This window comes from Stenotrophomonas sp. Nf1 (assembly GCF_003028475.1).
Classification (GTDB): domain Bacteria; phylum Pseudomonadota; class Gammaproteobacteria; order Xanthomonadales; family Xanthomonadaceae; genus Stenotrophomonas.
On sequence record NZ_PYTV01000014.1, the window covers coordinates 28,071 to 52,553 of the forward strand.

The 24,483-nt window shown below is 67.8% G+C and carries 21 protein-coding genes; 19 read left to right on the forward strand and 2 right to left on the reverse strand.

Features of this window, described 5'->3' with window-relative positions:
* The first annotated feature begins 48 nt into the window (after positions 1 to 48).
* The 5 genes from C9412_RS19675 (at position 49) to C9412_RS19695 (ending at position 4,354) form a co-directional block, all read left to right on the forward strand.
* On the forward strand, positions 49 to 870 hold the full coding sequence (locus C9412_RS19675; RefSeq protein WP_057498537.1) for a pyruvate, water dikinase regulatory protein: 822 nt from the start codon (positions 49 to 51) through the stop codon (positions 868 to 870).
* Positions 871 to 1,028: 158 nt separating this feature from the next.
* Positions 1,029 to 1,538 carry a DUF1249 domain-containing protein gene (locus C9412_RS19680; protein WP_107233146.1) on the forward strand — a complete coding sequence of 170 codons (510 nt, stop codon included), beginning with the start codon at positions 1,029 to 1,031 and terminating at the stop codon, positions 1,536 to 1,538.
* 42 nt (positions 1,539 to 1,580) lie between these two features.
* Positions 1,581 to 2,069 carry an 8-oxo-dGTP diphosphatase gene (locus C9412_RS19685; RefSeq protein ID WP_107233147.1) on the forward strand — a complete coding sequence of 163 codons (489 nt, stop codon included), beginning with the start codon at positions 1,581 to 1,583 and terminating at the stop codon, positions 2,067 to 2,069.
* Between the two features lie 168 nt (positions 2,070 to 2,237).
* Positions 2,238 to 2,867: a DUF2239 family protein gene (locus C9412_RS19690; RefSeq protein WP_107233218.1), complete on the forward strand. Its 630-nt coding sequence runs from the start codon at positions 2,238 to 2,240 to the stop codon at positions 2,865 to 2,867.
* Positions 2,868 to 2,986: 119 nt separating this feature from the next.
* Complete coding sequence (locus tag C9412_RS19695; RefSeq protein ID WP_107233148.1) at positions 2,987 to 4,354, forward strand: MATE family efflux transporter; 1,368 nt, start codon at positions 2,987 to 2,989, stop codon at positions 4,352 to 4,354.
* 114 nt (positions 4,355 to 4,468) lie between these two features.
* On the opposite strand, the gene C9412_RS19700 is transcribed toward C9412_RS19695, so the two are convergent.
* The gene (locus tag C9412_RS19700; RefSeq protein WP_107233149.1) at positions 4,469 to 5,119 is read right to left on the reverse strand and encodes a class I SAM-dependent methyltransferase; all 651 of its coding nucleotides are present in this window, start codon (positions 5,117 to 5,119) and stop codon (positions 4,469 to 4,471) included.
* 344 nt (positions 5,120 to 5,463) lie between these two features.
* Between C9412_RS19700 and C9412_RS19705 the strand changes: the two genes are divergently transcribed.
* The 3 genes from C9412_RS19705 to C9412_RS19715 are packed head-to-tail and all read left to right on the forward strand — an operon-like array spanning position 5,464 to position 8,244.
* Positions 5,464 to 6,078, forward strand: coding sequence for a phosphatidylcholine/phosphatidylserine synthase (locus tag C9412_RS19705; protein ID WP_107233150.1), 615 nt, complete (start codon positions 5,464 to 5,466; stop codon positions 6,076 to 6,078).
* A gap of 22 nt (positions 6,079 to 6,100) precedes the next feature.
* Entirely contained in the window at positions 6,101 to 7,180 is a 1,080-nt protein-coding gene (phaE, locus tag C9412_RS19710; RefSeq protein WP_107233151.1) for a class III poly(R)-hydroxyalkanoic acid synthase subunit PhaE, read from the forward strand.
* Positions 7,177 to 8,244 (forward strand): class III poly(R)-hydroxyalkanoic acid synthase subunit PhaC, encoded by a 1,068-nt coding sequence (locus tag C9412_RS19715; protein WP_107233152.1) that lies wholly within the window; start codon positions 7,177 to 7,179, stop codon positions 8,242 to 8,244. Before phaE ends, C9412_RS19715 begins: the two co-directional genes overlap by 4 nt.
* 63 nt (positions 8,245 to 8,307) lie before the next feature.
* Here the strand turns inward: C9412_RS19715 and C9412_RS19720 are convergent, their stop codons facing one another.
* On the reverse strand, positions 8,308 to 8,802 hold the full coding sequence (locus C9412_RS19720; RefSeq protein ID WP_107233153.1) for a DUF4822 domain-containing protein: 495 nt from the start codon (positions 8,800 to 8,802) through the stop codon (positions 8,308 to 8,310).
* 60 nt (positions 8,803 to 8,862) lie between these two features.
* Here C9412_RS19720 and C9412_RS19725 point away from each other — a divergent pair, with 60 nt between their 5' ends.
* From C9412_RS19725 to C9412_RS19775, 11 genes are all read left to right on the forward strand, one after another.
* Positions 8,863 to 9,246, forward strand: coding sequence for a YfeK family protein (locus tag C9412_RS19725; RefSeq protein WP_107233154.1), 384 nt, complete (start codon positions 8,863 to 8,865; stop codon positions 9,244 to 9,246).
* Between the two features lie 64 nt (positions 9,247 to 9,310).
* Positions 9,311 to 9,514, forward strand: coding sequence for a PspC domain-containing protein (locus tag C9412_RS19730; protein WP_107233155.1), 204 nt, complete (start codon positions 9,311 to 9,313; stop codon positions 9,512 to 9,514).
* Entirely contained in the window at positions 9,511 to 9,963 is a 453-nt protein-coding gene (locus C9412_RS19735) for a hypothetical protein (RefSeq protein ID WP_107233156.1), read from the forward strand. The genes C9412_RS19730 and C9412_RS19735 overlap by 4 nt, the downstream gene beginning before the upstream one ends.
* A 762-nt stretch (positions 9,964 to 10,725) precedes the next feature.
* Positions 10,726 to 10,941: a hypothetical protein gene (locus tag C9412_RS19740; protein WP_005410085.1), complete on the forward strand. Its 216-nt coding sequence runs from the start codon at positions 10,726 to 10,728 to the stop codon at positions 10,939 to 10,941.
* Between the two features lie 207 nt (positions 10,942 to 11,148).
* Positions 11,149 to 13,536, forward strand: coding sequence for a Tex family protein (locus tag C9412_RS19745; RefSeq protein WP_107233157.1), 2,388 nt, complete (start codon positions 11,149 to 11,151; stop codon positions 13,534 to 13,536).
* A 208-nt stretch (positions 13,537 to 13,744) separates the two neighbouring features.
* Positions 13,745 to 15,928 carry a PAS domain S-box protein gene (locus C9412_RS19750; protein WP_107233158.1) on the forward strand — a complete coding sequence of 728 codons (2,184 nt, stop codon included), beginning with the start codon at positions 13,745 to 13,747 and terminating at the stop codon, positions 15,926 to 15,928.
* Positions 15,929 to 16,023: 95 nt separating this feature from the next.
* Positions 16,024 to 16,707, forward strand: a complete 684-nt coding sequence (locus tag C9412_RS19755; protein WP_107233159.1) for a response regulator transcription factor — start codon at positions 16,024 to 16,026, stop codon at positions 16,705 to 16,707.
* Positions 16,685 to 18,064, forward strand: a complete 1,380-nt coding sequence (locus C9412_RS19760) for an ATP-binding protein (protein ID WP_107233160.1) — start codon at positions 16,685 to 16,687, stop codon at positions 18,062 to 18,064. Before C9412_RS19755 ends, C9412_RS19760 begins: the two co-directional genes overlap by 23 nt.
* Positions 18,065 to 18,672: 608 nt before the next feature.
* Positions 18,673 to 21,891, forward strand: coding sequence for an efflux RND transporter permease subunit (locus C9412_RS19765; RefSeq protein ID WP_107233161.1), 3,219 nt, complete (start codon positions 18,673 to 18,675; stop codon positions 21,889 to 21,891).
* Positions 21,884 to 23,047 (forward strand): efflux RND transporter periplasmic adaptor subunit, encoded by a 1,164-nt coding sequence (locus C9412_RS19770; protein ID WP_107233162.1) that lies wholly within the window; start codon positions 21,884 to 21,886, stop codon positions 23,045 to 23,047. The genes C9412_RS19765 and C9412_RS19770 overlap by 8 nt, the downstream gene beginning before the upstream one ends.
* The gene (locus C9412_RS19775; protein ID WP_107233163.1) at positions 23,034 to 24,425 is read left to right on the forward strand and encodes an efflux transporter outer membrane subunit; all 1,392 of its coding nucleotides are present in this window, start codon (positions 23,034 to 23,036) and stop codon (positions 24,423 to 24,425) included. Before C9412_RS19770 ends, C9412_RS19775 begins: the two co-directional genes overlap by 14 nt.
* Positions 24,426 to 24,483 lie beyond the last annotated feature (58 nt).

Consider the following 24,483-nt stretch of genomic DNA (forward strand, 5'->3'; position numbering starts at 1 on the left):
AGCTTGTGCTGGCGGCCTTTTTAAGCTTCGTAGGGGGTAAAAGCGCGCATGTCGACCATCCGTCCGGTGTTCTACGTTTCCGATGGAACCGGTATCACCGCTGAAACCATTGGGCATAGCCTGCTGACCCAGTTCTCCGGGTTCAGCTTCATTACCGACCGGATGTCGTTTGTCGATGACCCCGAAAAGGCGCGTGAAGCCTGCGCCCGGATCCAGGCGGCGGGGGAGCGCTACCAGGTCCGGCCGATCGTGGTGAACTCCTGCGTGGACCAGAGCCTGAGCCTGATCCTGGCCGACAGCGGGGCGCTGATGCTGGATGTGTTCGCGCCGTTCATCGAGCCACTGGAGCGTGAACTGGCCAGCCCGCGCCTGGCCCGGGTCGGTCAGGCCCATGGCATGGTCGATTTCGACACCTACCACCGCCGCATCAATGCGATGAACTTCGCTCTGACCCACGATGACGGCATCGCGGTGAACTACGACGACGCCGACGTGATCCTGGTGGCGGTGTCGCGCGCCGGCAAGACGCCGACCTGCATCTACCTGGCCCTGCATTACGGGGTGCGTGCGGCCAACTACCCGCTGACCGACGAGGACCTGGAAAGCGACCGCCTGCCGCCGCGCTTGCGCAACTACCGGCGCAAGCTGTTCGGCCTGACCATCGACCCGGACCGCCTGCAGCAGATCCGCCAGGAGCGCCGCCCGAACTCGCGCTACGCCAACCTGGACACCTGCAAGCGCGAGGTGGCCGCGGCCGAGGTGATGTTCCAGATGGAGCGGATTCCGACCCTGAGCACCACCCACACCTCGATCGAGGAGATCTCCAGCAAGGTGCTGGGCACGCTGGGGCTGCAGCGCGAGCTGTATTGATCCTTTCGGGGGTCGTGGGGCTGCCGGCCAGCGGCCGGCACTACCATTGGATGCTGCGCCCTGTAGAGCCGGCCGCTGGCCGGCTGATCGCAACACCTCCGGGGTTGGCTTGCGCATGCGCGCCCCCACGTTGAAGCACCAACGTGTAGGATCGACCCATGGCCCGAGCCTTGCCCCGCACCAATCGCATTCCCCGCCTGAGCCGGTTGAGCTGGCTCATGGGGCTGTACGCGGAAAACTACCGGCACCTGGTGCGCCTGTTCGAACCGGCCGGATTGGCGGCGGGCAGCTACATTTCCTCGATCGGCGACGGTCTGGACGTGCGCCTGGACGTCATCGAATGCCATCGCTATACGGTGGAACTGCGCCTGACCTACGACCTGGCCGACCCGGTCACCGGCGAGCCGGATCCTTCGGCCTATGTGCGGCTGTACCGTGACGCGCGCCAGGCCGAGACCACCCATTGCTATGTGGGCCGCCGCTGGCAGGACACAATGGGCCTGTACCCGCCGCCGGCCGAGCTGATCAGCCACCGCATGCGGATGAACACCTTCCTCGGCAAGTGGCTGGAATACCTGGCCGAGCGCGGCCACGGCGTGGCCACCCTGCGCCGCGACCCCGATGGCGCGGGCACACCTGCCGAACGCCGCCTGTCGCTGGTGCGCTGATCGGCCATAATCGACGGCTGACCTGCTGCTGGATGCTGCCCCATGCCGTATACCCCGATCGTCGCCACCCTGGGCTATGTGCTCTCGCCCGATCGTCGCCAGGTGCTGATGATCCACCGCAACACCCGCCCCGGTGACCATCATCTGGGCAAGTACAACGGCCTGGGCGGCAAGATCGAAGCGGACGAGGACGTGGCCGCCAGCATGCGCCGCGAGATCCAGGAAGAAGCCGGGATCGACTGCACGGGCATGCGCCTGCGCGGCACCCTCAGCTGGCCGGGCTTCGGCAAGCACGGCGAGGACTGGCTGGGCTTCGTGTTCGTCATCGATACCTTCGAAGGCAGCCCGCACGGCGGCAACCATGAAGGCACCCTGGAGTGGGTGGACCTGGACAAGCTGGACACGCTGCCGATGTGGGAGGGGGATCGCAACTTTCTGCCGCTGGTGTTCGACGCCGACCCGCGGCCGTTCCATGGGGTGATGCCGTACAAGGACGGCCGCATGGTCAGCTGGTCCTACAGCCGGCTGTGACCCGACGAAACGGCTGGGTGCCAACGACAAATCGGCTGGGTGCCAACGACGAAACGGGTGGGTGCCAACCTTGGTTGGCACGCTCTTCCGGCAAATTAATACCCGGGGAATATTGACGCGAACAAATTACCCGGGCAATATTTGCGCATCGCCCCCGATGCCATCGCCATGCCCGCGTCCGCACTTCCCCCCTTCAGCTGTTTCGACGGCCATCGCCTGGTCGCCTCCGGGTCCCTGACAGTGGCCGCGCTGGCACTGAAGCAGCTGCGCGCCGACCACGCCGCCGGCCCGCTGCTGGTATTCGACAACGCCACCGGCCGCACCCGTGATTTCGACACGCGCGGCAGCGATGCCGAACTGTTGGCGCGGCTGGCCGACGCCTTTGCAACGGCTGCGGAGGCCGATGCCGGAACCGCTCCGGAAGACGCGCCTGTTGCCCCGCGTGGCCGGGGCCGCCCGAAGCTGGGCGTGGTGGCCCGTGAAGTGACCTTGCTGCCACGCCATTGGGCGTGGCTGGCCGAGCAGCCCGGCGGGGCCTCGGTGGCATTGCGAAAACTGGTGGAGGCGGCCAGCCGGGCCGGTGCCGACAAGGACCGCCGGCGCCGCGACGCCGAGCGTGCCTATCACTTCCTGCAGACCATCGCCGGTGACCTGCCGGGCTTCGAGGAGGCCATCCGCCTGCTGTTCGCACACGACCGCGCAGGCCTGGAAGCGGCGTTGCGCCGCTGGCCCGAGGACGTGCGCCACCACGCGCTGTGCCTGGCCTTCGACGAACACGTAGACAGCGCCGACGGCTGAGCCAACACGCGGTCGTTGAGCGACCGCGCTCTCTGATCGCGGGCCAAGGCCCGCTTCCCCTGTGCTTGCCTTGCTGGCGGAAACGCCGGGCAGGGCAGCGCCTTGCCCCGAGAAAACCCATGAACACGCCTGCAGCTGCCACCGCCTCGGCCGCGCCACCGCTGTGGCGCACCTATCTGACCCTGCTGCTGCCGATGCTGCTGACCAATGCATTGCAGCTGGCCACCGGCACGCTGGACAACATCTACCTGGGCCATCTGCTTGGTACCCAGGCAGTGGCGGCGGCCGCTGCGTTCTTCCCGGTCTTCTTCCTGCTGCTGGCCCTGGTGATGGGGCTGGCGACCGGTGCGATGGTGATGATCGGCCAGGCCTGGGGCGCGGGCCGCCCGCAGCAGGCGCGCGCCATTGCCGGAAGTGCGGTGGCTCTGGTGCTGGTGCTGTCGGTGCTGGTGATGACCATGGGTGGTGGCTTCGCGCCTCAGTTGCTGGTGGCCCTCGGCACGCCCGCGCCGATCCTTGGCGAATCGGTCGTCTATGCGCGCGTCCTGCTGCTGGCGGCACCGGTGTTCTTCCTGCTGTGGCTGGCCACGGCGGTCAGCCGTGCGGTGGGCGATGCGAAAACGCCGCTGCATGCGCTGTTGCTGGCGACGCTGGTCGGCCTGCTGTGCACGCCGCTGCTGATCCTGGGCGGGGCCGGTCTGCCGCGGCTGGGCTCGGCCAGTGCGGCCGTCTCGGCGGCGCTGGCCTCGCTGCTGGCCCTGCTCTGGCTGATGTGGCGCTGGCAGCGGATGGGGCACCCGTTGGCACCAGGGCGCGAAGTGCTGCGTGCGATCCGCTTCGATGGAGCACTGATCCGTTCGATGTTGCGTATCGGCGTGCCGTCCTCGCTGCAGATGCTCAGTCTGGCCGTGGCCGAGATCGTGCTGCTGGGCTGGATCAATCGCTACGGATATACCGCCACGGCGGCCTACGGCGCGGTCAACCAGTTGATGAGCTGGGTGCAGCTGCCGGCGATGTCGCTGGGCATCACCGCCACCGTCCTCGCTGCGCATGCGATGGGGGCGGGGCGTACGGCACGGCTGCCGGCCATCGCCCGCACCGGCGTGCTGCTCGGCGGCGCGATGCTGGCGGTGGTGGTGCTGCTGGTGATGGCGCTGGCGCCCTGGCTGAGCGGCCTGATCCTGGCGGCCACGGACGTGCGCGAACTGGCCACGCAGCAGTTGCGCACGGTGGTGTGGGGGGTGTTGGCGATGGGCGGCAGTGCGGTGCTGGTTGGCGTGATGCGGGGCAGTGGCACGGTGCTGTTGCCGGCATTGCTGGGCATGGTTGCCGTGTTGCTGCTGGAGCTGCCGCTGGCGATGTGGCTGCAGGCGCGGCACGGGCTGACCGGCCTGTGGTGGGCGTGGCCGCTGGGGCTGATGGCGATGCTGGTGATGCAGGTGATCTGTTTCGCCCGGTGGCGCGGCCGGTTGCCGGCAGCGGCCTGACCGCCGCGCTCTGCGGGGCAGCCGGCCAGCGGCCGGCACTACCGAATGGGTGGGCCGGGATACGCCTTTGGTAGTGCCGGCCGCTGGCCGGCAAAGCCGCAAGGCCGGTCAGGTTCAGCGCCGATGTGCCAGCAGCAGGTGGAAATGCTTCTCGCGCATCTGTCCGTCATTGCTCGACGCGGTTTCCCGGTGGCTGCGCCAGGCCGAGACGTTGAATCCCGACACGCGCAGGGCCAGCTCCACTGCATCCAGTTCATGCAACTGGAAATCGGCCGAAAACGGCAGGCTGCGCATGAAGGCCGCATCGCCGAACGCCAGGCACAGCCGGCCTCCGCGGCGCAATACGCGAGCCAGCTCGTCCAGCACCGGGGCCAGGTTGGGCCAGAAGTACAGGGTGTTGACCGCCAGTGCGGCATCCATGGAGGCCTCGTCCACCGGCAGCGCATGGGCATCGCCAAGCCGCATCGCCGCCCGGCCGCCGAGGCCGGCACTGACCAGCCGTTGGTTGCCGGCCTCGACCATGGCGGCGGACAGTTCAATGCCCAGGTACTGGCTTGCTGACGCCTGCAGCAGCTGCGGCGCGAAGGCCGCATTGCCGGGGCCGATCTCCAGAATGCGTTCGCCGGCCGCCACCGCCAGCAGCCCGATCGCGGCCTGGTTCAGTGCGCCGTTGCTGCGGTTCATCGAATCGGCCACTGCCAGTGCAGCGTCGCCATGCGGCCGTCGCAGCTGCGCGGCCAGGGTGGAAGCATCCAGCATCATCATCGTCCGTCACAAGGAATCGGACGTGGCGGCGGCGGGTCCGCCGACGACCATAGCGCCGTCCTGGCGGCTTGGGAAGTAGGTAAGCCCCGTTGCCGGGTGATCAGGAAATGTCCAGAGTCGCAGTCGGTGAGATCTGGTTGTCCACAGGGGGTGTGGATTACGCGTGGGCAACTTTGTGGATAAGCCGCGACAGGCGCCACCCCCCTAGGCTGTCAAGATGGGTGGCGAAAAATTCACCGCTGGTGATGAGGAGTGAGGGCGCGGTGAAGGCGACGCCGTGCCGGTGCTGTCGCCAGCGGCGGCGCTCGCGGTAACCTGTGGGCCTTGATGCTCCGTGAGACCCCATGAAACGTCACTTCTCGATGCTGCGCGAATTCCAGCTGGCGGACTGGTTCACCCTGGCCAATGCCTTCTGCGGCACCGGTGCGGTGTTTGCCGCGATGCGCTTCCTGCAGGACGGGGAGCGCGGCTACCTGCTGTTCGGCATGGCGTTGATCCCGCTGGCCTTCATCTTCGACGCACTGGACGGGCGCATCGCACGCTGGCGCAAGTCCAGCTCCACCCTCGGGCGGGAGCTGGATTCGCTGTCCGATGTCATCTCCTTCGGTGTGGCTCCGGCGGCGCTGGCCTATGCCTGCGGCATGCAGGGCGGCTGGGACTGGCTGGTGCTGAGCTACTTCGTCTGCTGCGGTGTCAGCCGCCTGGCGCGCTACAACGTCACGGCCGAGGCGCTGGCCGGCGACGAGGGCAAGGTCAAGTACTTCGAGGGCACGCCGATTCCGACCAGCCTGGTGCTGGTGATCGTGCTGGCCATCGCCGCCGGTACCGATGCCATCGGCCAGGACATCTGGTTCGGCCAGTGGCAGATCGGGCCGTGGCAGCTGCATCCGATGGTGCTGCTGTTCGCGCTGTCCGGGTCGTTGATGATCAGCAAGACCCTGCGTATTCCCAAGCCATGAACCTGCTCTGCGGAGGCCTGCGATGACCAGCTCGGCCCACGACGCCGGCAGCAGAGATTTCGAGACCCTGGCCCGGCAGTATTTCGGTGCCTGGGGCGATGCACTGCGCCATGCGACCACGGCCGGCGCGCCGGGCGGCGGCGACCCCGGCAGCTGGCAGCGGCTGTTTGACGGCTGGGCCCAGTTGTTGCCGGAACAGGGGCAGGGCGCACCGGAAGATGCGGTGCGCCGCTTCCGCGAGCAGGCCGGCAGCTGGTACGGCACGATGCAGGAGGTGGCCGCGCGCTTCGCCGGCCGCGATGCCAGCAGTGCCGAGGTGGCGCAGGCCTGGCGTGAGGCGGTACAGGGGCAGGGCGAGGGCATGCTGCAGTGGATGCTGCAGGGCGCCCGCGGCAGTACCCAGGCCGGTGCCGCCGTGCCCGAATTCGCCGCATGGCTGCAGCAGTTCCAGCTGCAGGCCGGCCCGTGGCTGCAGAGTCCGGCATTCGGCCCCGGTCGCGAGCACCAGGCACGTTGGCAGGCATTGCTGCGTGCGCAGGAGGACTACCAGCAGCATTCGCGCGCCTACGTCGACCAGATCAAGCAGGTGCTGGAGCAGGCCTTTGCCCTGTTCGAACAGCGCCTGGCCCAGCACGAGCAGCCCGGCAGCCAGCTGACCAGCGCTCGTGCGATGTTCGATCTGTGGATCGAGGTGGCCGAAGAGGCCTACGCCAAGGTTGCCCTTTCCGAGCCGTTCCAGCAGGTCTACGCCGCATTGGGCAACGCCCAGATGCGCCTGCGCGCCGGCCTGCAGCGCGAGGTTGAACAGATGAGTGAACGCATCGGCCTGCCGACCCGCAGCGAGATGGACACGGCCCATCGCCGCATCGCCGAGCTGGAGCGCAGCCTTCGCCGCCTGCAGGCACAGGTGGCGGCGCTGGCCGGTACCGCCGCCGTGGATCCGGCGGCGCAGCCGGCACCGGCGAAGGTGAAGCCCGGCGCGCGCAAGGCCGCGAGCCAGGCCGCACCGGCAAAGAAGACCTCCGCGAAGAAGAGCGCGGCGAAAAAGGCGCCGGCGAAGAAGCCGGTCCCCGCTGTTTCCGCGCGGGCCCGCAACCGATGAAAGGCCCGTTGGGCTTCAACGCCGATGATCTGATGCAGGAAACCCTGGCCATGCAGCGCAAGCTGATGGAAGGGCTGAAGCTGCTGCCGCAGGTGGAGGACGTGGACTATGGCGTGACCGCCCGCGAGGAAGTCTGGCGCGATGGCAAGGTGGTTCTATACCGCTTTGTCGGTGAGCAGGCGCCGACCCGGCGCACGCCGCTGCTGATCGTCTACGCGCTGGTCAACCGGCCGTACATGGTGGACCTGCAGGCCGATCGTTCGCTGGTGCAGAAGCTGCTGGCGCTGGGCCAGGACGTCTACGTGCTGGACTGGGGCTACCCGGACCGCTCCGAGCGTTTCCAGACCCTGGAGGATTACCTGCTGCGCTACATCGATGGCGCGGTGGACGCCTTGCGCGCACGCAGTGGCGGGCCGGTGGACCTGCTCGGCATCTGCCAGGGCGGTGTGTTCGCGCTGTGCTATGCCGCGCTGCGCCGGCACAAGCTGGGCAACCTGATCACCATGGTCACCCCGGTCGATTTCCAGACCGCCGACAACATGCTCTCGCACTGGGCACAGCAGGTGGACGTGGACCTGCTGGTGGATACGCTGGGCAACATCCCGGCCGACCTGATGAACGCCAGCTACCTGATGCTCAAGCCGTTCCGTTTGAACGTGCAGAAGTACGTCGGCCTGCTCGACATCCTCGATGACAAGGCGGCGCTGGAGGACTTTCTGCGCATGGAAAAGTGGATCTTCGATTCACCGGACCTGGCAGGCGAGGCGTTCCGTGACTTCATCAAGCAGTTCTATCAGGGCAACGGCCTGATGAAGGGTACGGTGCGGATCGGTGAGGAGACGGTGGATCTGTCGCAGGTGACCCTGCCGGTACTGAACATCTACGCTGAGCAGGATCACCTGGTGCCGCCCGATGCCTCGCGCGCCATGCGCGGTCGACTGGGCACGCAGGACTACACCGAGTCCAGTTTCCGCGGCGGCCACATCGGCATCTACGTGTCCGGCCGCGCGCAGCGCGAAGTCCCAGCCACCATCGATGGCTGGCTGAAGGCACGGGAAGCGTAGCGTCGAGCTTGCTCGACGGTCTCTGTTGCCTGGCCGCGCCCGGTTTCACCTGCCCACGTGAGATCAGGACTCCTCCGACTCAGGCTGTGCCGGCAGTGACAGCCCACCGGTATATGGCGTGTGCTCCACATACAGTGTGATTTCAGGCTGTCCTTCCATGAAATACCGTGGTACGCGGCGTGAGTAGGTGAAAGTCTTGGCATCCAGTGATTCCAGCCGTCGGCGCAGTGCTGGGCCGTGATCGGCGACGGTGATCTGATGGGTGCCGTCACCGGTAAAGAAGAAGTAGCCGCCGCCCCCATTGGTACGGCGTGAGGTGCCGTCTGCCGGATCGAAGTACTCGAACCGGTTGCTGCACGCATTCCAGAGCGATACGCCCACCACAGCCGGGTACTGGTCGACCAGGTTTCGCGTCCTGTCATCGCCTTCGTACACCGCCGTTGTAAGCCACGCTGTGCTGGAGAGCATGCGTGACGCGGCGCCCGCTTGCGGGCAGTCGGCGCCCCGGGCGTGGCTGGCGATGGAGGCCAGCAGGAGGCAAAGCGCATGTCGAGACATCGGACGTTCCTGTAGCTTCGGGAGAGTGCTTACAATCAACGAAGGCAAACAGGGAACGCCATGGAATCTGTCCGAAATCGAAGCCTCGCAGTCGCCTCAGCCGGCCTGCTCCTGGTGGCACCACTGGCCCACGCCGCCCCCGGACCACAGGCGCAGCGCGAGATCGCCCAGCTGATCGGTAGCCTGGACGGCTCGCAATGCCGGTTCCAGCGCAATGGCAGCTGGTACGACGGCAGCGATGCGCGCGCGCACCTGCAGCGCAAGTACGACTACCTGCTGAAGAAGAACCAGGTGGACAGCGCCGAGCAGTTCATCGAGCGTGCCGCCAGCCAGAGCAGCATGAGTGGCAAGCCCTACCGCATCCAGTGCCCCGGGCAGCCTGAACAGACGGCAGCGGCCTGGTTTGGCGCACGTCTGCATGCCCTGCGCCAACGCACGCCGTAGACACCGGGGCGATGTAGAGTCGAGCTTGCTCGACTGCTCTTTCCGTTATCCAGGAGACGCCGCCATGAACACCACGCCCAGGACGCTGTCGCGATCGCTCAACGACCGCATGATTGCCGGCGTGATCGGCGGCATCGCGCACCGCTTCGGTTGGAGCCCCACGTTGCTGCGGGTGATCTACGTGCTGGTCTCGGTGGCCTCGGCCGCGTTCCCGGGCATTCTGGTCTATCTGATCCTGTGGCTGTTGATCCCCAACGAGGCCGATTGAACGCCTCGCAACGACCGTGGCCGGTCTGGCTGCGCGCGCTGCAGGTGCTGGGCGCGGCCTGGACCCTGCCCAACACGCTGGCCGGACTGCTGGGTGGGCTGGTGGGCATGCTCGGCGGGGCGAGACCGCGCTGGAGCGGTGCCGACTGTGCTGTCGTTTTTGACCGGTGGCCATGGGGTCCTGGCGGTGCGATCACCTTGGGCAACGTGATCCTGCACACCGGGCACGACCTCGGCATGTCGTGCCGGACCTACGCCCACCAGGCAGGGTGGGGGGGGGAGCCGCTGATCCGCCTGGATGACCATGAGCGGGCGCACGTCTACCAGTATCTGGTGCTGGGGCCGTTGTACCTGCCGGTGTATCTGCTGTGTGGCGGGGTGAGTGCGCGCAATCCGTTCGAGCGCGCGGCCGATCATTACGCCCGGTATGGGCACGGCTGGTGGCCATAGATTCCAGCCAACGGCGCAGCCCCTCGTGGGTTGGTCGCGGAATGCGTTTCATGTGATCGGGCCGGGCGGGATGGGTTCGCGGGACACGCCGTAAACCCGTCCATGGGGGCTCGATGGCGCCATCCATGGCGCCAACGGTCCCGCGAACCCATCCCGCCCGACCGCTGACAGTTTCCGGTCGCGTCCAGCCACGGAAAAGAAAAAGAACAGCAGAAGCGGGTCGCGCGCTGCGCTTGCTCGTGTAGAGCCGAGCCTGCGCTCGGCTTCGTGGACTGGCCTGAAAGCAGCCGAGCGTGGGCTCGGCTCTACGAAAAGCGGCCAGTCCGGCAGTTTTTGCTTTTGATTTTCTTTTTTCTTCTCCGTGGGTGGAGGCAGGCATCAGGAATCTGTCAGCGGCCGGGAGGCTGGGTAGGGCGGGGTGTCCGCGGCATGGATGCCGCGGCCAAGCCCCCATGGATGGGTTCACGGCGTCCCCGGCCTGCCCACCCTCCCGGCCAGCCCACAGGAAACCGGCTTTCCGCGACCAACCCATCCACCCACGAGGGGCTGCGCCGTTGGCGGGAATCCCCTGCGGATTCGTTAGCCGGAAGTTAAGGATTCGTAAGCATTTTGCTGCGAATTCGCCGTCATCTGCATGCAACCGATCGTCATTAGGCTGCGTGACGTTCCAGTCAGGTTCGACGCGGTAAGCTCTCCCTCGATGGGCTCGCAGCATCGCTCATCGAGTGCAGTACGCAGTAGCAATTTGGAGGAATACATCACATGGCAATTGTTCTCTATGTCGGTGGTAGCAAGGATGGCGAGAAGGGCGTGGTGCCCTACGGCTTCAGCAAATCCCGCGCCGACACCGCGCTGGGGCCGGAGTTCTACACCGAGCGGTTCATGGAACTGCAGGGTGTCGGCAAGGTCCGCCTGATGGCCCTGGAAGGCATGCGTGACGAGATCGTCATGCAGCGGGCCGCCCGCCACTACCGCTGACCTTCGCAACACGCGGCAGGGCGCGCCCACCATCGCGCGCCCGCGCCGGCATCCCAGCCCCGGGCCCGTCCGAGCCCTCTCTCCGCCAGGATGCCGGCGTCCCCACCGGTTGCGCCGCTGAACCTCGCCCTCTGTCAATGCCTTGTTCGGCTGCGCCGCGGGTTGCCAGAATGGGGCCTTCCCGTAACGCGGCACAGACCTGAAGCAATGCACGACGCCAAGAACGCCCAGAGCGCGCTCGCCCAGCAGATCGCCCAGACCATCGCCGAGGAGATCGGTGCCCAGTCCGCCCAGGTACGTGCCGCCGTCGGCCTGCTCGACGAGGGCGCCAGCGTTCCGTTCATCGCGCGCTACCGCAAGGAAGTGACCGGTGGCCTGGATGACACCCAGCTGCGCAACCTGGAAGTGCGCCTGACCTACCTGCGCGAGCTGGAGGACCGCCGTGCGGCGGTGCTGGCCAGCATCGGCGAGCAGGGCAAGCTGAGCGACGAACTGCGCAACGACATCCTGGCCGCCGATACCAAGAGCCGGCTGGAAGACCTGTACCTGCCGTACAAGCCCAAGCGTCGCACCCGCGCGCAGATTGCCCGCGAGGCCGGGCTGGAGCCGCTGGCCGATGGTCTGCTGGCCGACCCGACGCAGGACCCGCAGGTTTTCGGCGCCACCTTCATCGACAGCGACAAGGGCGTGGCCGATACCAAGGCGGCGCTGGAAGGCGCGCGCGCGATCCTGATGGAGCGCTGGGGCGAAGACGCCGCGCTGGTCGGTGAACTGCGCACCTGGCTGGGCGAGACCGGCGTGATCCGTGCGCGCGTGGCCGAGGGCAAGGAAACCGAGGGCGCCAAGTACCGCGACTATTTCGAGCACGCCGAAGCGCTGGCGAAGATTCCCTCGCACCGGCTGCTGGCGTTGTTCCGCGCGCGCCGCGAAGAAATCCTGTTCCTGGAGCTGGACCCGGGCAGCGATGCCGAGGCCGGCCACCAGTACGCCGAAGGGCGCGTGGCGCGCCGGGCCGGCATCGCCGACCAGGGCCGCGCGGGCGACCGTTGGCTACTGGACGCGTGCCGCCTGACCTGGCGCGCCAAGCTGCACACGCACCTGCTGCTGGACCTGTTCAACCAGGCCCGCGAAAAGGCCGAAGCCGAGGCCATCGCGGTGTTCGGCGACAACCTGAAGGATCTGCTGCTGGCCGCGCCGGCGGGCCCTAAGACCGTACTGGGGTTGGACCCGGGCATCCGCACCGGCTGCAAGATCGCGGTGGTCGACGCCACCGGCAAGCTGGTGGCTACCGACACCATCTACCCGCACGAGCCCCGGCGCCAATGGGACCAGTCACTGCAGACCCTCAAGCAGTTGTGCGCGAAATACAACGTGGAGCTGATCGCGATCGGCAACGGCACCGCCAGCCGTGAGACCGACAAGCTGGCCGGTGAAGCGATCAAGGCCGCGGCCAACCCGAAGCTGCAGAAGGTGGTGGTCAGCGAGGCCGGTGCCTCGGTGTACTCGGCTTCCGAATTCGCGGCCAAGGAATTTCCGGGCCTGGACGTGTCGCTGCGCGGCGCGGTGTCGATCGCACGCCGGCTGCAGGATCCCCTGGCCGAGCTGGTCAAGATCGAGCCCAAGGCGATTGGCGTCGGCCAGTACCAGCACGATGTGGACCAGTACCGCCTGGCGCGGGCCCTGGACGCCCGCGTGGAGGACTGCGTGAACGCGGTGGGTGTGTACGTGAACACGGCTTCGGCCGCACTGCTGTCGCGCGTGTCCGGCCTGTCGGCCACGGTGGCCGAGAACATCGTGCGCCACCGCGATGACAACGGCCCGTTCAAGCGCCGCAAGGACCTGCTCAAGGTCGCGCGCCTGGGCGAAAAGACCTTCGAGCAGTGCGCCGGCTTCCTGCGCATCGCCGACGGTGAGCAGCCGCTGGATGCCTCGGCGGTGCACCCCGAAGCCTACCCGGTGGTCGAGCGCATCGTGGCCAGCACCGCACGCCCGATCAAGGCGCTGATCGGCGACGGCAGCTTCCTGCGCGGGCTGAAGGCCGAGCAGTTCACCGATGAATCCTTTGGCGTGCCGACCGTGCGCGACATCCTGAAGGAGCTGGAGAAGCCTGGCCGCGACCCGCGTCCGGAATTCAAGGCGGCACGCTTCGCCGAGGGCGTGGAGGACATCAAGGACCTGCGTGAGGGCATGGTGCTGGAAGGGGTGGTCAGCAATGTGGCCGCGTTCGGTGCCTTCGTCGACATCGGCGTGCACCAGGACGGCCTGATCCACATTTCTGCCCTGTCCGACACCTACGTGAAGGACCCGCGCGAGGTGGTCAAGGCCGGCGATATCGTCAAGGTGAAGGTGCTGGAGGTGGACGTGGCGCGCAAGCGCATCGCCCTGACCCGGCGCCTGGACGACACCCCCGGCCAGGCCACCAGCCGTCCCGGCAGCCGCGAGGAGCGCGGTCCGGGCCAGCCGCCACGCCGTGATGCGGCGGGACAGGGCCGTGGGCCCGGCCGCGGCCAGGGCACCGGCAACCGCGGCGGGCAGGCGGCGCCGCCGGCCAACAACGCCCTGGCCGAGGCGTTCGCGCGCGCCAAGCGCAGCTGAGGTTCGTGGCCCCCGTCACGCTTGATGTGTGGCGGGGGACTTGTCGGTTTTCCCCGTGATTGCGCACACTTGCGCAACAGGGGCGGCGTTTGGCCACCCCGCTGTCGCTGGGGAGGGCCATGACGCCAGCACGACCCGTCGTCTTCATTGGCGGCTGCAGCCTTTCGCTGCGGTCCGCGCCTGCCTGCGCCTGCGAGGCGCCCCGTTGATGGCGGGCCAGGGCAACAATGGCAACGGAATGCTGGAGCGACGCCTGCACGAGCTGGCCGAGGAGCGGCGCCGGCTGGCGATGATCATCGACGGCACCGCGGCCGGTACCTGGGAATGGAACGTGCAGACCGGGCAGATGCGGGTCAACGCGCGCTGGGCCGAAATCGTCGGATATCGGCTGGACGAGCTGGAGCCGGTCTGCCAGAAGACCTTCCTGAAGCTGGTCCATCCCGATGACATCGCCTTGTCCGATGCGGCGCTGGAAGACCACTTCGAAGGGCGCAGCGACAACTATGCCTGTCTGCTGCGCATGCGCCACCGCAATGGCCAATGGATCTGGATCCAGGACCGGGGCAGGGTGTTCGAATGGGATGGGCAGGGGCGGCCGCTGTGGATGGCCGGCGCGCATGCCGATGTGACCGAACTGCAGCAGGCCCGGCATGACGCGGCCGAGACCCGCCAGCGCCTGCAGGCCGTGGTCGATGCCTCCGACGAGGTGGCGGTGATCGCCACCGATACCGATGGCACCATCACCCTGTTCAATACCGGCGCAGAGCGGCTGCTGGGCTACAGCGCCGCTGAGGTGGTCGGCCAGCGCAGGCTCGATGCCTTCCACGACCCCCAGGAACTCAGCGCCTGGCTGCAACCGCAGGCCGCGGCCGACGGCACGCTTCCGGGCGTGTTCGAGGCGCTCAGCGCGCGCGCCGACGGCCAGACGTATTCACGGCAATGGACCCTGCTGCGCAAGGATGGCCAGTCGCGCCAGGTGCGGCTGTCGATCAGCCGCATGGACGGGGCTGACGGCCTGCGCATCGGCTACGTCGGCATGGCCATCGACATCACCGAGATCCTGCAGGCCCGCGCCGAAGCGCGCCTGTCGGCGGAGAAGTTCGCCGGCGCGTTCACGTCCGCCGCACTGGGCATGGCGCTGGTGTCGCTGGAAGGGCGCTGGCTGGACGTCAACGACGCGCTGTGCCGGATCCTTGGCTATCCGCGCGAGGAACTGCTGCAGGTCGATTTCCAGCGGCTGACCCATGCCGATGACCTGCAGGCCGATCTGGCCCTGGTGCAGGACCTGCTGGCGGGCCGGCGCAGCCACTACCATCTGGAAAAGCGCTACCTGGACCGCGATGGCCGCACCATCTGGGCGCGCCTGTCGGTCTCGCTGGTGCGCAACGAGCATGGCGAACCGCTGCATTTCGTCTCGCAGATCCAGGACATCACCGCCCAGCGCAGCAGCGAGCAGCGCCTGTTCGAGAGCGAGCAGCGCAGCCGCATCACCCTGGATGCGGTGGCCGACCTGGTGCTCAGCGTCAACCTTGATGGTCGCATCGACTACGCCAATGCGGCGGCGGTGCGCACCCTGGCCGGCGATGGCGCCTTGTCGCTGGCCGGGCACAAGGTGCAGGACGTGCTGTCGCTGACCACCGAATATGCGCCCGGCTCGGTGCTGGACGTATCGGTGCTGCTGGACCCGGAAAGCAACGCCGTGGACCTGCATGCCGATCTGCTGCTGCGGCTGGGCAGCGCCACGGTGCCGGCGGATCTGACCCGTGCCTGGCTGCGCGACGATGAAGGCCATGTGCGCGGCGCGGTGTGGGTGCTGCGCGATGACACCCAGCAGCGCGCACGCCAGCGCGAAGCCCGCCACCTGGCCGAGATCGACCCGCTGACCGAACTGAGCAACCGCCGTGGCTTCGAAGTGCACCTGCAGCAGGCGATCACCCGCGTTGAACGGACCGGACAGGCCGCGTCGCTGATGTATATCGACCTGGACCGCTTCAAGCCGGTGAACGACACCTGGGGACACCTGGCCGGCGATGCCGTGTTGTGGGCGGTGGCCAGCGTGCTGCGGCACGGCGTGCGTGATTCGGACGTGGTGGCACGACTGGGCGGCGATGAGTTCGCGGTGATCCTGTCCGGCTGCACGCCGCGCCGCGCTGCCCGCATCGGTGGCGAACTGCTGCACACGCTGGCGTCGCTGTCCATTCCCTGGGACCAGCACCGGCTGCGGGTCGGTGCCAGCATCGGCATTGCGCCGTTGGCCGGCGGCATGAGCGTGGACCAGGCGGTGGCCGCCGCCGATGCCCAGTGCTACCGGGCCAAGGCGATGGGCCGCAACAACGTGCAGGTGCAGGGCGAACTGTCCGACCTGCCGGGCGAGGACGGTGAGGCCGGCTGAACCGGCCTGCACCGCCGGTGCGGATGAAGGATGTTTCATTTGCCCGCGTCGGCCGATTTGGCGAGCATGGGCGAGCCTGGACTTCAGCGGTGCCCATGTCGCGCGTATTGACCATCGAGGATGATGTCATCACCGCCCAGGAAATCCTGGCCGAACTGGCCAGCCATGGCCTGCAGGTGGACTGGGTGGCCGACGGCCGCGAAGGCCTGGTGCGGGCGGCCAGCGGTGACTATGACGCGATCACGCTGGATCGCATGCTGCCCGGCCTGGATGGCCTGGCCATCGTCACCACGCTGCGCCGGATCGGCATCGATACGCCGGTGTTGATGCTCAGTGCGCTGTCCGATGTCGACGAGCGCGTGCGTGGCCTGCGCGCCGGCGGCGACGACTACCTGACCAAGCCGTTCGCTTCGGATGAGATGGCCGCGCGGGTGGAAGTGCTGCTGCGCCGGCGCCAACGCTCGGCCGGCAACGAGACCGTGCTGCGGGTGGGCGACCTGCAGCTGGACCTGCTGGCGCGCACCGCCCATCGCGGCGGGCGCAGCCTGAGCCTGCTGCCGACCGAGTTCAAGCTGCTGGAGTACCTGATGCGCAATGCCGGCCAGGTGCTGACCCGGATGATGCTGTTCGAGGAAGTGTGGGGCTATCACTTCGACCCCGGTACCAACCTGATCGATGTCCATATCGGTCGCCTGCGGCGCAAGCTGGACCACCCTGATGCGCCGCCGCTGATCCGTACCGTGCGCGGTAGCGGCTATGTCCTCAGCGAAACTGTCTGACGGCTGGCGCTCGTCCAGCAGTCGCCTGCTGGGCCTGTACAGCCTGCTGTTCGTGGCCTGGTCCTGCGCATTGCTGGGCGTGCTGTACTGGCGGGTGTCGCTGTACCTGGACGAGCTGGCACAGTCTGCCGTGCTGCAGCGCGCGCACCTGTTCGAGCACTTCACCGGTGACGGGTTGACCGCAGCGCTGCGCGAGAACCGACGCTACGACCTGCATGGCATTGATGCCTACGGGCTGTTCACGCCCGAGGGCAAGCCGCTTGCCGGCATGCTGAAGTCGCTGCCCGCACAGCTGCCGCCGGATGGCAGCGCGCACCCGGTGTCGGGGCTGCCGATCAACGATGCCTACGCCCGCGGCAAGCGCGGTTTCGGCGTGGCCATGCCGACCCGCGACGGCCGCATCCTGGTGCTGGTGCGCTACAGCGGGCCGTTGAACCAGGTCAACCATCTGATCCTCGATGCACTGTTGTGGGGCGTGTCGCTGACCCTGCTGCCCGGCCTGCTGGGCTGGCACCTGCTGCGGCAGCGGCCGCTGCGGCGCATCCAGGCCATCGAGCAGGCCACCGCCCGCATCGTGGCCGGCGACCTGGGCCGGCGTCTGCCGCTGTCCAACCGTCGCGATGAGCTGGACATGCTGGCGGCCATCGTCAACGCCATGCTCGACCGCATCGAACAGCTGATGACCGAGGTCAAGGGCGTGTGTGACAACATCGCCCATGACCTGCGCACGCCGCTGACGCGCGTTCGTGCGCAGCTGTACCGCATGCGCCAGCAGGTGGCCGATGGTGATCCGCAGTCACTGGCGCTGGAGCAGGTGCTGGAGGAGACCGACACCCTGATGGCGCGCTTCCGCGCGCTGCTGAGGATTTCCGAACTGGAAGACCATCAGCGCCGTTCCGGTTTCAGCACGCTGGCGCCGGACGCGCTGCTGCAGGAGATCCACGCCTTCTATGCGCCGCTGGCGGAAGAGAAGGGGCAGCTGTTGCTGCTTGAGCTGGCCGCCGATCTGCCGGGCGTGATCGGTGACCGCGGCCTGTTGTTCGAAGCGATCGGCAATCTGCTCGACAACGCGATCCGGTTCGCACCGGAAGGCGGCCGTGTGCAGCTTTCGGCGCGGGTGGAGCAGGGCGTTACCTGCGTCGTGGTGGAGGATTCCGGGCCGGGCATTGCCGAGGCCGAGCGCAGCCTGGTGTTCCAGCGTTTCCATCGTGCGGAGGCCAGCAAGGGCGGTGGCTTCGGGCTGGGGCTGTCGATCGTGGCGGCGATTGCCGGGCTGCATGGATTCCGCCTGCAGGCGGGGGAGTCGACGCTGGGCGGCGCGCGGTTCAGCCTGCTGTGCCGGCCGCAGGTGCTGTAGGGAGTGGCTTTTGCAGGGCTTGCAGCCCTGCACCTGCTGCAATCAAACTCAACGTCAAAGGCAGAAGCTTGCATTCCGTGCGGGGCTGGGCAGTGTCGGATTGCGGGGACGCCGCAAGTACGTCCCTGTAGGCTTGGCAGCCGCATCCATGCGGCTGACACCCCGCAATCCGACACCGCCCCGCCTCTGACAGATTCCCGCGATCTGTCGGAACATCCATTGGGCGCTGACCCCATTCCTGATTTTCGATATCTGATGGATTTCATCCACGCATGGCGTGGATCTATTGGCCACCGGCAAACTGTCAGAAGCGAGGCGGTGTGGCTGGGCAGGACCGTTGGCGCCATGGATGGCGCCATCGAGCCCCCAAGGACGGGTTTACGGCGTGTCCTGCCCAGCCACACCGCCTCGCGATTCCCAGGAAGCTGCTTCTGCTTCGGCCGTTGCTGTGGCTTGAAGGCTTCGGCGGGTGCAGGGCGCCGCCCTGCCGAACCCACCCCTTTCATGAAATATGTTTCATCCGCGGCACAGCATTGTTTTAGCTGCCAGCGCCGATACTTGCCGGCCTGCGCTGCCCACGGTGGGCAGTGGCACCGCTGGAGAGCCGCATGCTCGGGTTGGTCAGGACCGCGCTCAACAAGCCTTACACCTTCATGGTGATGGCCATTTTCATCTGCATCGTCGGTCCGCTCAGCGCACTGCGCACCCCCACCGATGTGTTTCCCGATATCGGCATCCCGGTCATCGCGGTGGTCTGGCAGTACACCGGCCTGTCGCCGGATGCGATGGCCGGTCGCGTGGTCTCTCCTTACGAGCGCGCGCTGAGCACCACCGTCAACGACATCGAGCACATCGAGTCGCAGTCGCTGGCCGGCATGGGCGTAGTCAAGGTGTTCTTCCAGCCGGGCGTTGACATCCGCACCGCCAATGCACAGATCACCGCCATCTCGCAGACCATCGTCAAGCAGATGCCGGCCGGCATGACGCCGCCGCTGATCCTCAACTACAGCGCCTCCACCGTGCCGGTGCTGCAGATGGCGTTCTCCAGCCCGACGCTGGGCGAATCGCAGATCCGCGATCTGGCACAGAACACCGTGCGGCCGCCGCTTACTTCGATTCCCGGGCTGGCCATTCCCGCGCCGTACGGCGGCAAGCAGCGCCAGATCACCCTCGATCTGGACCCGCAGGCGATGGCGGCCAAGGGATTGTCGGCGCAGGACGTGGGCAATGCGCTGGCCGCGCAGAACCAGATCACCCCGGTCGGCACTGCCAAGCTGGGCAGCAGCGAGTTCACCGTGCTGCTCAACAACAGCCCCAGCGAGATCGAGGCGCTGAACGATCTGCCGATCCGCACCGTCAACGGTGCGGTGGTCACCATTGGCCAGGTGGCCCACGTCCGTGATGGCGCGCCGCCGCAGACCAACATCGTGCGCGTCAATGGCGGGCACTCGGTGCTGATGGCCGCCCTGAAGAACGGCGATGCCTCCACGCTCACCCTGGTCAGCCGCATCCGCGGCATGCTGCCGCAGATCGGCGAAACGCTGCCGCCGTCGCTGAAGATCTCGCTGCTGGGGGATGCCTCCACCTTCGTGCGCGAATCGATCAGCAGCGTCGCCCGCGAAGGCATCATCGCCGCGCTGCTGACCAGCGTGATGATCCTGGTGTTCCTCGGCAGCTGGCGCTCGACAGTGATCATCGCCGCGTCGATCCCGCTGGCGGTGCTGTCGGCCATCGCGCTGCTGTCGGCGGCGGGGCAGACGCTGAACGTGATGACGCTGGGCGGCCTGGCACTGGCGGTGGGCATCCTCGTCGACGATGCCACGGTCACCATCGAGAACGTCAACTGGCACCTGGAGCAGGGCAAGGGCGTGCGCGAGGCGATTCTGGACGGCGCCGCGCAGATCGTCGGCCCGGCATTCGTGTCGCTGCTGTGCATCTGCATCGTGTTCGTGCCGATGTTCCTGCTCGATGGCATTGCCGGCTACCTGTTCCGGCCGATGGCACTGGCGGTGATCTTCGCCATGGCCAGCTCGTTCGTGCTCTCGCGCACGCTGGTGCCGACGATGGCGCTGTATCTGTTGAAACCGCATCGGGTGGAGGCAGGCGCCGGTCATCATCCCGAAGATGCCTTCCTCAACCATCACGAAGGTGACCATCCGCAGCCCCGGCGCGCGCGCCTCACCGCCACGCTGGTGCGCTGGCAGCAGCGCTTCGAAGCCGGTTTCTCCGCCACCCGTGACCGCTACCACGCGCTGCTGGGCCTGGCGCTGGCCCATCGCGGGCGCTTCCTGGTCGGCTTCATGGCCTGCGTGCTGCTGTCCTTCGCGCTGCTGCCGACGCTGGGCCAGGACTTCTTCCCGGCCACCGAGGCCAGCGCATTGTCGCTGCACGTGCGCCTGCCGCTGGGCACGCGCATCGAGGAAACCGCTGCGGCCTTCGACCGCATCGAAGCGCGCATCCGCCAGGAGATCCCGCCGCACGAGATCGATGCCATCGTCGACAACCTTGGCCTGCCGATGACCGGCATCAACATGGCCTACAGCGCCAGTGGCACCATCGGTCCACAGGATGGTGACATCCAGGTCTCGCTGAAGCCGGGTCATGCTGATGCGGCAGCCTACGAGAAGCACCTTCGCGAAGTGCTGCCGGCCGCGTTCCCGGGTGCCAGCTTCGCCTTCCTGCCGGCCGACACCAGCAGCCAGATCCTCAACTTCGGTTCACCGGCGCCGCTGGATATCCGCATCGCCGGGCCGGACGCAGCCGGCAACCGTGCCTATGCGCAGGAACTGCAGCGCCGCCTGCGCCACGTGCCGGGGCTGGTCGACCTGCGCCTGCAGCAGCCCGACGGCTATCCCACCTTGAAGGTGGACGTTGATCGCCTGCGCGCCAATGGCCTGGGCATCACCGAACGCGACGTCACCAACAGCATGGTGGCCTCGCTGGCCGGCAGTGGCCAGGTGGCCCCCACGTTCTGGCTGAGCCCGAAGAACGGCATCTCCTACGGCGTGGTCGCGGCGACGCCGCAGTACCGCATGGACAGCCTGGCCGCACTTCAGGCGTTGCCGGTGACCGGCAGCGGTGGCGTGCCGCAGGTGCTGGGCGGACTGGCCGACATCCAGCGCGGTTCCAGCTCGGCGGTGGTGACCCACTACAACGTGCAGCCCACGCTGGACCTGTTTGCCAGCGTGCAGGGCCGCGACCTGGGCGCGGTGGCGGCCGACGTGCAGCAGGTCATCGACGGCATGGCCGGCCAGCGTCCGCGCGGCACCGAGGTTGGCCTGCACGGGCAGATCGACGCGCTGCATGTGGCCTTCACCGGACTTGGCTACGGCCTGCTGGCCGCGATCGTGCTGATCTACCTGCTGATCGTCATCAACTTCCAGTCCTGGACCGACCCGTTCGTGATCATCACCGCGTTGCCGGCCGGGCTGGCCGGGGTGGTCTGGATGCTGTTCCTGACCCATACCACGCTGTCGGTGCCGGCGCTGACCGGCGCCATCCTGTGCATGGGCGTGGCCACGGCCAATTCGATCCTGGTGGTCAGCTTCTGCCGTGAGCGCCTGGCCGAACACGGTGATGCCGCCAAGGCCGCACTGGAGGCAGGTTTCACCCGCTTCCGCCCGGTCTGCATGACGGCGCTGGCGATGATCCTGGGCATGTTGCCGACCGCACTGTCCACCGAGCAGAACGCGCCGCTGGGTCGTGCAGTGATCGGTGGCCTGCTGCTGGCAACCTGCGCCACGCTGATCTTCGTGCCCGTGGTGTTCGCGCTGGCCCATTCCCGTAAAACCCGTACGGCTCCTGTTGGAGAACCCCTGCATGTCTGAGTCTTCGCTGCCGCAGCGTTCGCTGCGCCGTCCTTTGCTCCTGGCCGCCGCTGTGGCGGTGATGCTGGTGGCCGCCGGCCTCGGCCTGCGCGCACAGCAGGCGCACGCGGTGGTCGAGTGGACCGAGCGCCAGGCGGTTCCTTCGGTGCAGGTGGTCACTGCGGGCGAGCAGGGCGCTGCCGGTACCTTGACCCTGCCGGCGCACCTGAGCGCCTGGACCGAAGCGCCGATCCATGCCCGGGTGGGCGGCTACCTGAAATCCTGGAGTGCCGACATCGGTCAGCCGGTGAAGGCTGGCCAGGTGCTGGCGGTGATCGACAATCCGGAGCTGGATCAGCAGATCGCCCAGGCCCACGCCCATCTGTTGCAGGTGCAGGCCGATGCAGCGCTGGCCAAGGTCAGCGCCGAGCGCTGGCAGGGCATGCTGGGCAGCCATTCGGTATCGCGCCAGGAAGCGGATGAGAAGCAGGCCAACGCGGTGGCGGCGCAGGCCAGCGTGGAAGCGGCGCAGGCCGACTATGCGCGGCTGCAGGAGCTGGGCCGTTACCGCACGTTGCGCGCGCCGTTCGACGGCACGGTCACCTCGCGGCAGACCGACGTCGGCCAGTTGATCCGTGCCGATGACAGTGGTCGCGAGTTGTTCACCATCGCCGATACCCGCCGCCTGCGCCTGATGGTGCCGGTGCCGCAGAACAGCGCGGCCAGCATCCGGCCCGGACTGCAGGCCACGCTGCAGGTGCCGGGCCAGGATGGGAATCATTTCACGGCCACCCTGCAGGGTGATTCCAGCGCGATCGACCGCAGCTCGGGCACGCTGCTGGCGCAGTTCGTGGTCGACAACTCTGATGGCGCACTGCTGCCCGGCAGCTACGCGGAAGTATCGTTGCCGCTGCAGGGCGGCGGTGCCGGCGTCAGCGTGCCGGCCGAGGTGCTGATTTTCCGGGCCAAGGGCACCCAGGTGGCGGTGGTTGATGGCAAGGACATCGTGCACCTGCGCGACATCCACATCGCCAGTGACCTGGGCAGCACGCTGCGCGTGGACCGTGGCCTGAAGGCGGGGGAGCGGGTGATTCCCAACCCGCCGGATGCATTGCGCGAGGGCGATCATGTGCGCGTGGTCGCCGGTAACGCGGAGCCTGCGCATGCCCGCGGTTGAGCGCGCAGCGGCGCTGGTGGCGGCAGTCGCGCTTGCGGGTTGTTCGCTGGCGCCGACCTATCAGCCGCCCTCGGTGGCGATGCCGGCGGCGTACGAGCAGGTGCAAGCCCCGGCGGCTGCCGCGCCGCTGCCACCGACATGGTGGCAGGCGTTCCAGGACCCGCTGCTGGACCGGTTGCAGCAGCAGTTGCTGCAGGCCAATCCGACGCTGGCGTTGGCCGTTGCGCACTACGACGCGGCGCGTGCAGCCGCCGGGGAAGTGGCTTCAGCAGGCGCGCCGCAGGTCGGCTTCAGCACCGGGCCGGTGCGCCAGCGCCAATCCGATGACAAGCCGCTGCGCAGTGCCACCCAGCCGGCCATCTATGACAGCAACACGGCCACATTCTCGTTGTCGTTCGATCTCGATCTGTGGGGGCGCCTGCGCAACGCCGCCGCTGCGGGCAAGGCGCGCGCCGAGGCCAGTGGCGATGACCTGGCCGCCGCGCGCCTGAGCCTTTCACAGCAGTTGACCGGGTTGTACCTGCAGCTGAGGGGTACCCAGGCGCAGCAGGGGATCCTGCATGACAGCATCGAGGACTACCGGCAGGCGCTGGCACTGACCGAGGATCGCTTCCGCGGCGAGATCGCCTCGGAACTGGACGTGTCCAGGGCGCGTCATCAGCTGGCCAGCGCACAGGCTGACCTGGACGCGCTTGACGCACGCAACGAACTGGTGCGGCATGCCATCGCCGAGCTGGTCGGCGCACCTGCGAGCGGATTCGCGCTGGCCGATGCCGCGCTGCCGGCGTTGCCTGCGGTGCCGGCCGATCTGCCCAGCCACCTGCTGCAACGTCGGCCGGATATCGCTGCCGCCGAACGGCGGGTGTTTGCCGCCAACGCCGGCATCGGTGTGGCCCGTGCGGCGTGGTTCCCGCAGCTCAGCCTGAGCGGCCTGCTGGGGGGACAGACCTCCGGTGGCAGTGCATTGCTCGAGGCAGGCAACCGCTACTGGGCGTTGGGCCCGCTGGCGGCGCTGCCGGTGTTGGATGGCGGCCGGCGCAAGGCGGCCAAGGCCGAGGCCGATGCGGAGTTCGATGCGGCCTCGGCACAGTATCGCGCGACCGTGCTGGCCGCGATCCGCCAGGTGGAAGACCAGTTGACCCTGTTGCGCCAGCTCGATGCCCAGCGCGGCCACGAGCAGGAGGCGGTGAGTGCGGCGCGGCGTGCCGAGCAGATCGCGCGCGACCGCTACGCCGGAGGCGCGGTCAGCTACCTGGACGTGGTCAGTGCGCAGACCGATGCGCGCCAGGCCCAGCTCGGCCTGCAGGACATCCAGAGCCGGCAGCTGCAGGCCAGCGCCGCGCTGATGGCGGCGCTGGGCGGCGGCTGGTCGCGATAGCGGCCGGAGGCGGTCTCAACCTGTGAGAGGGAGGGGCGGAACAATCGCCGCATCCTCC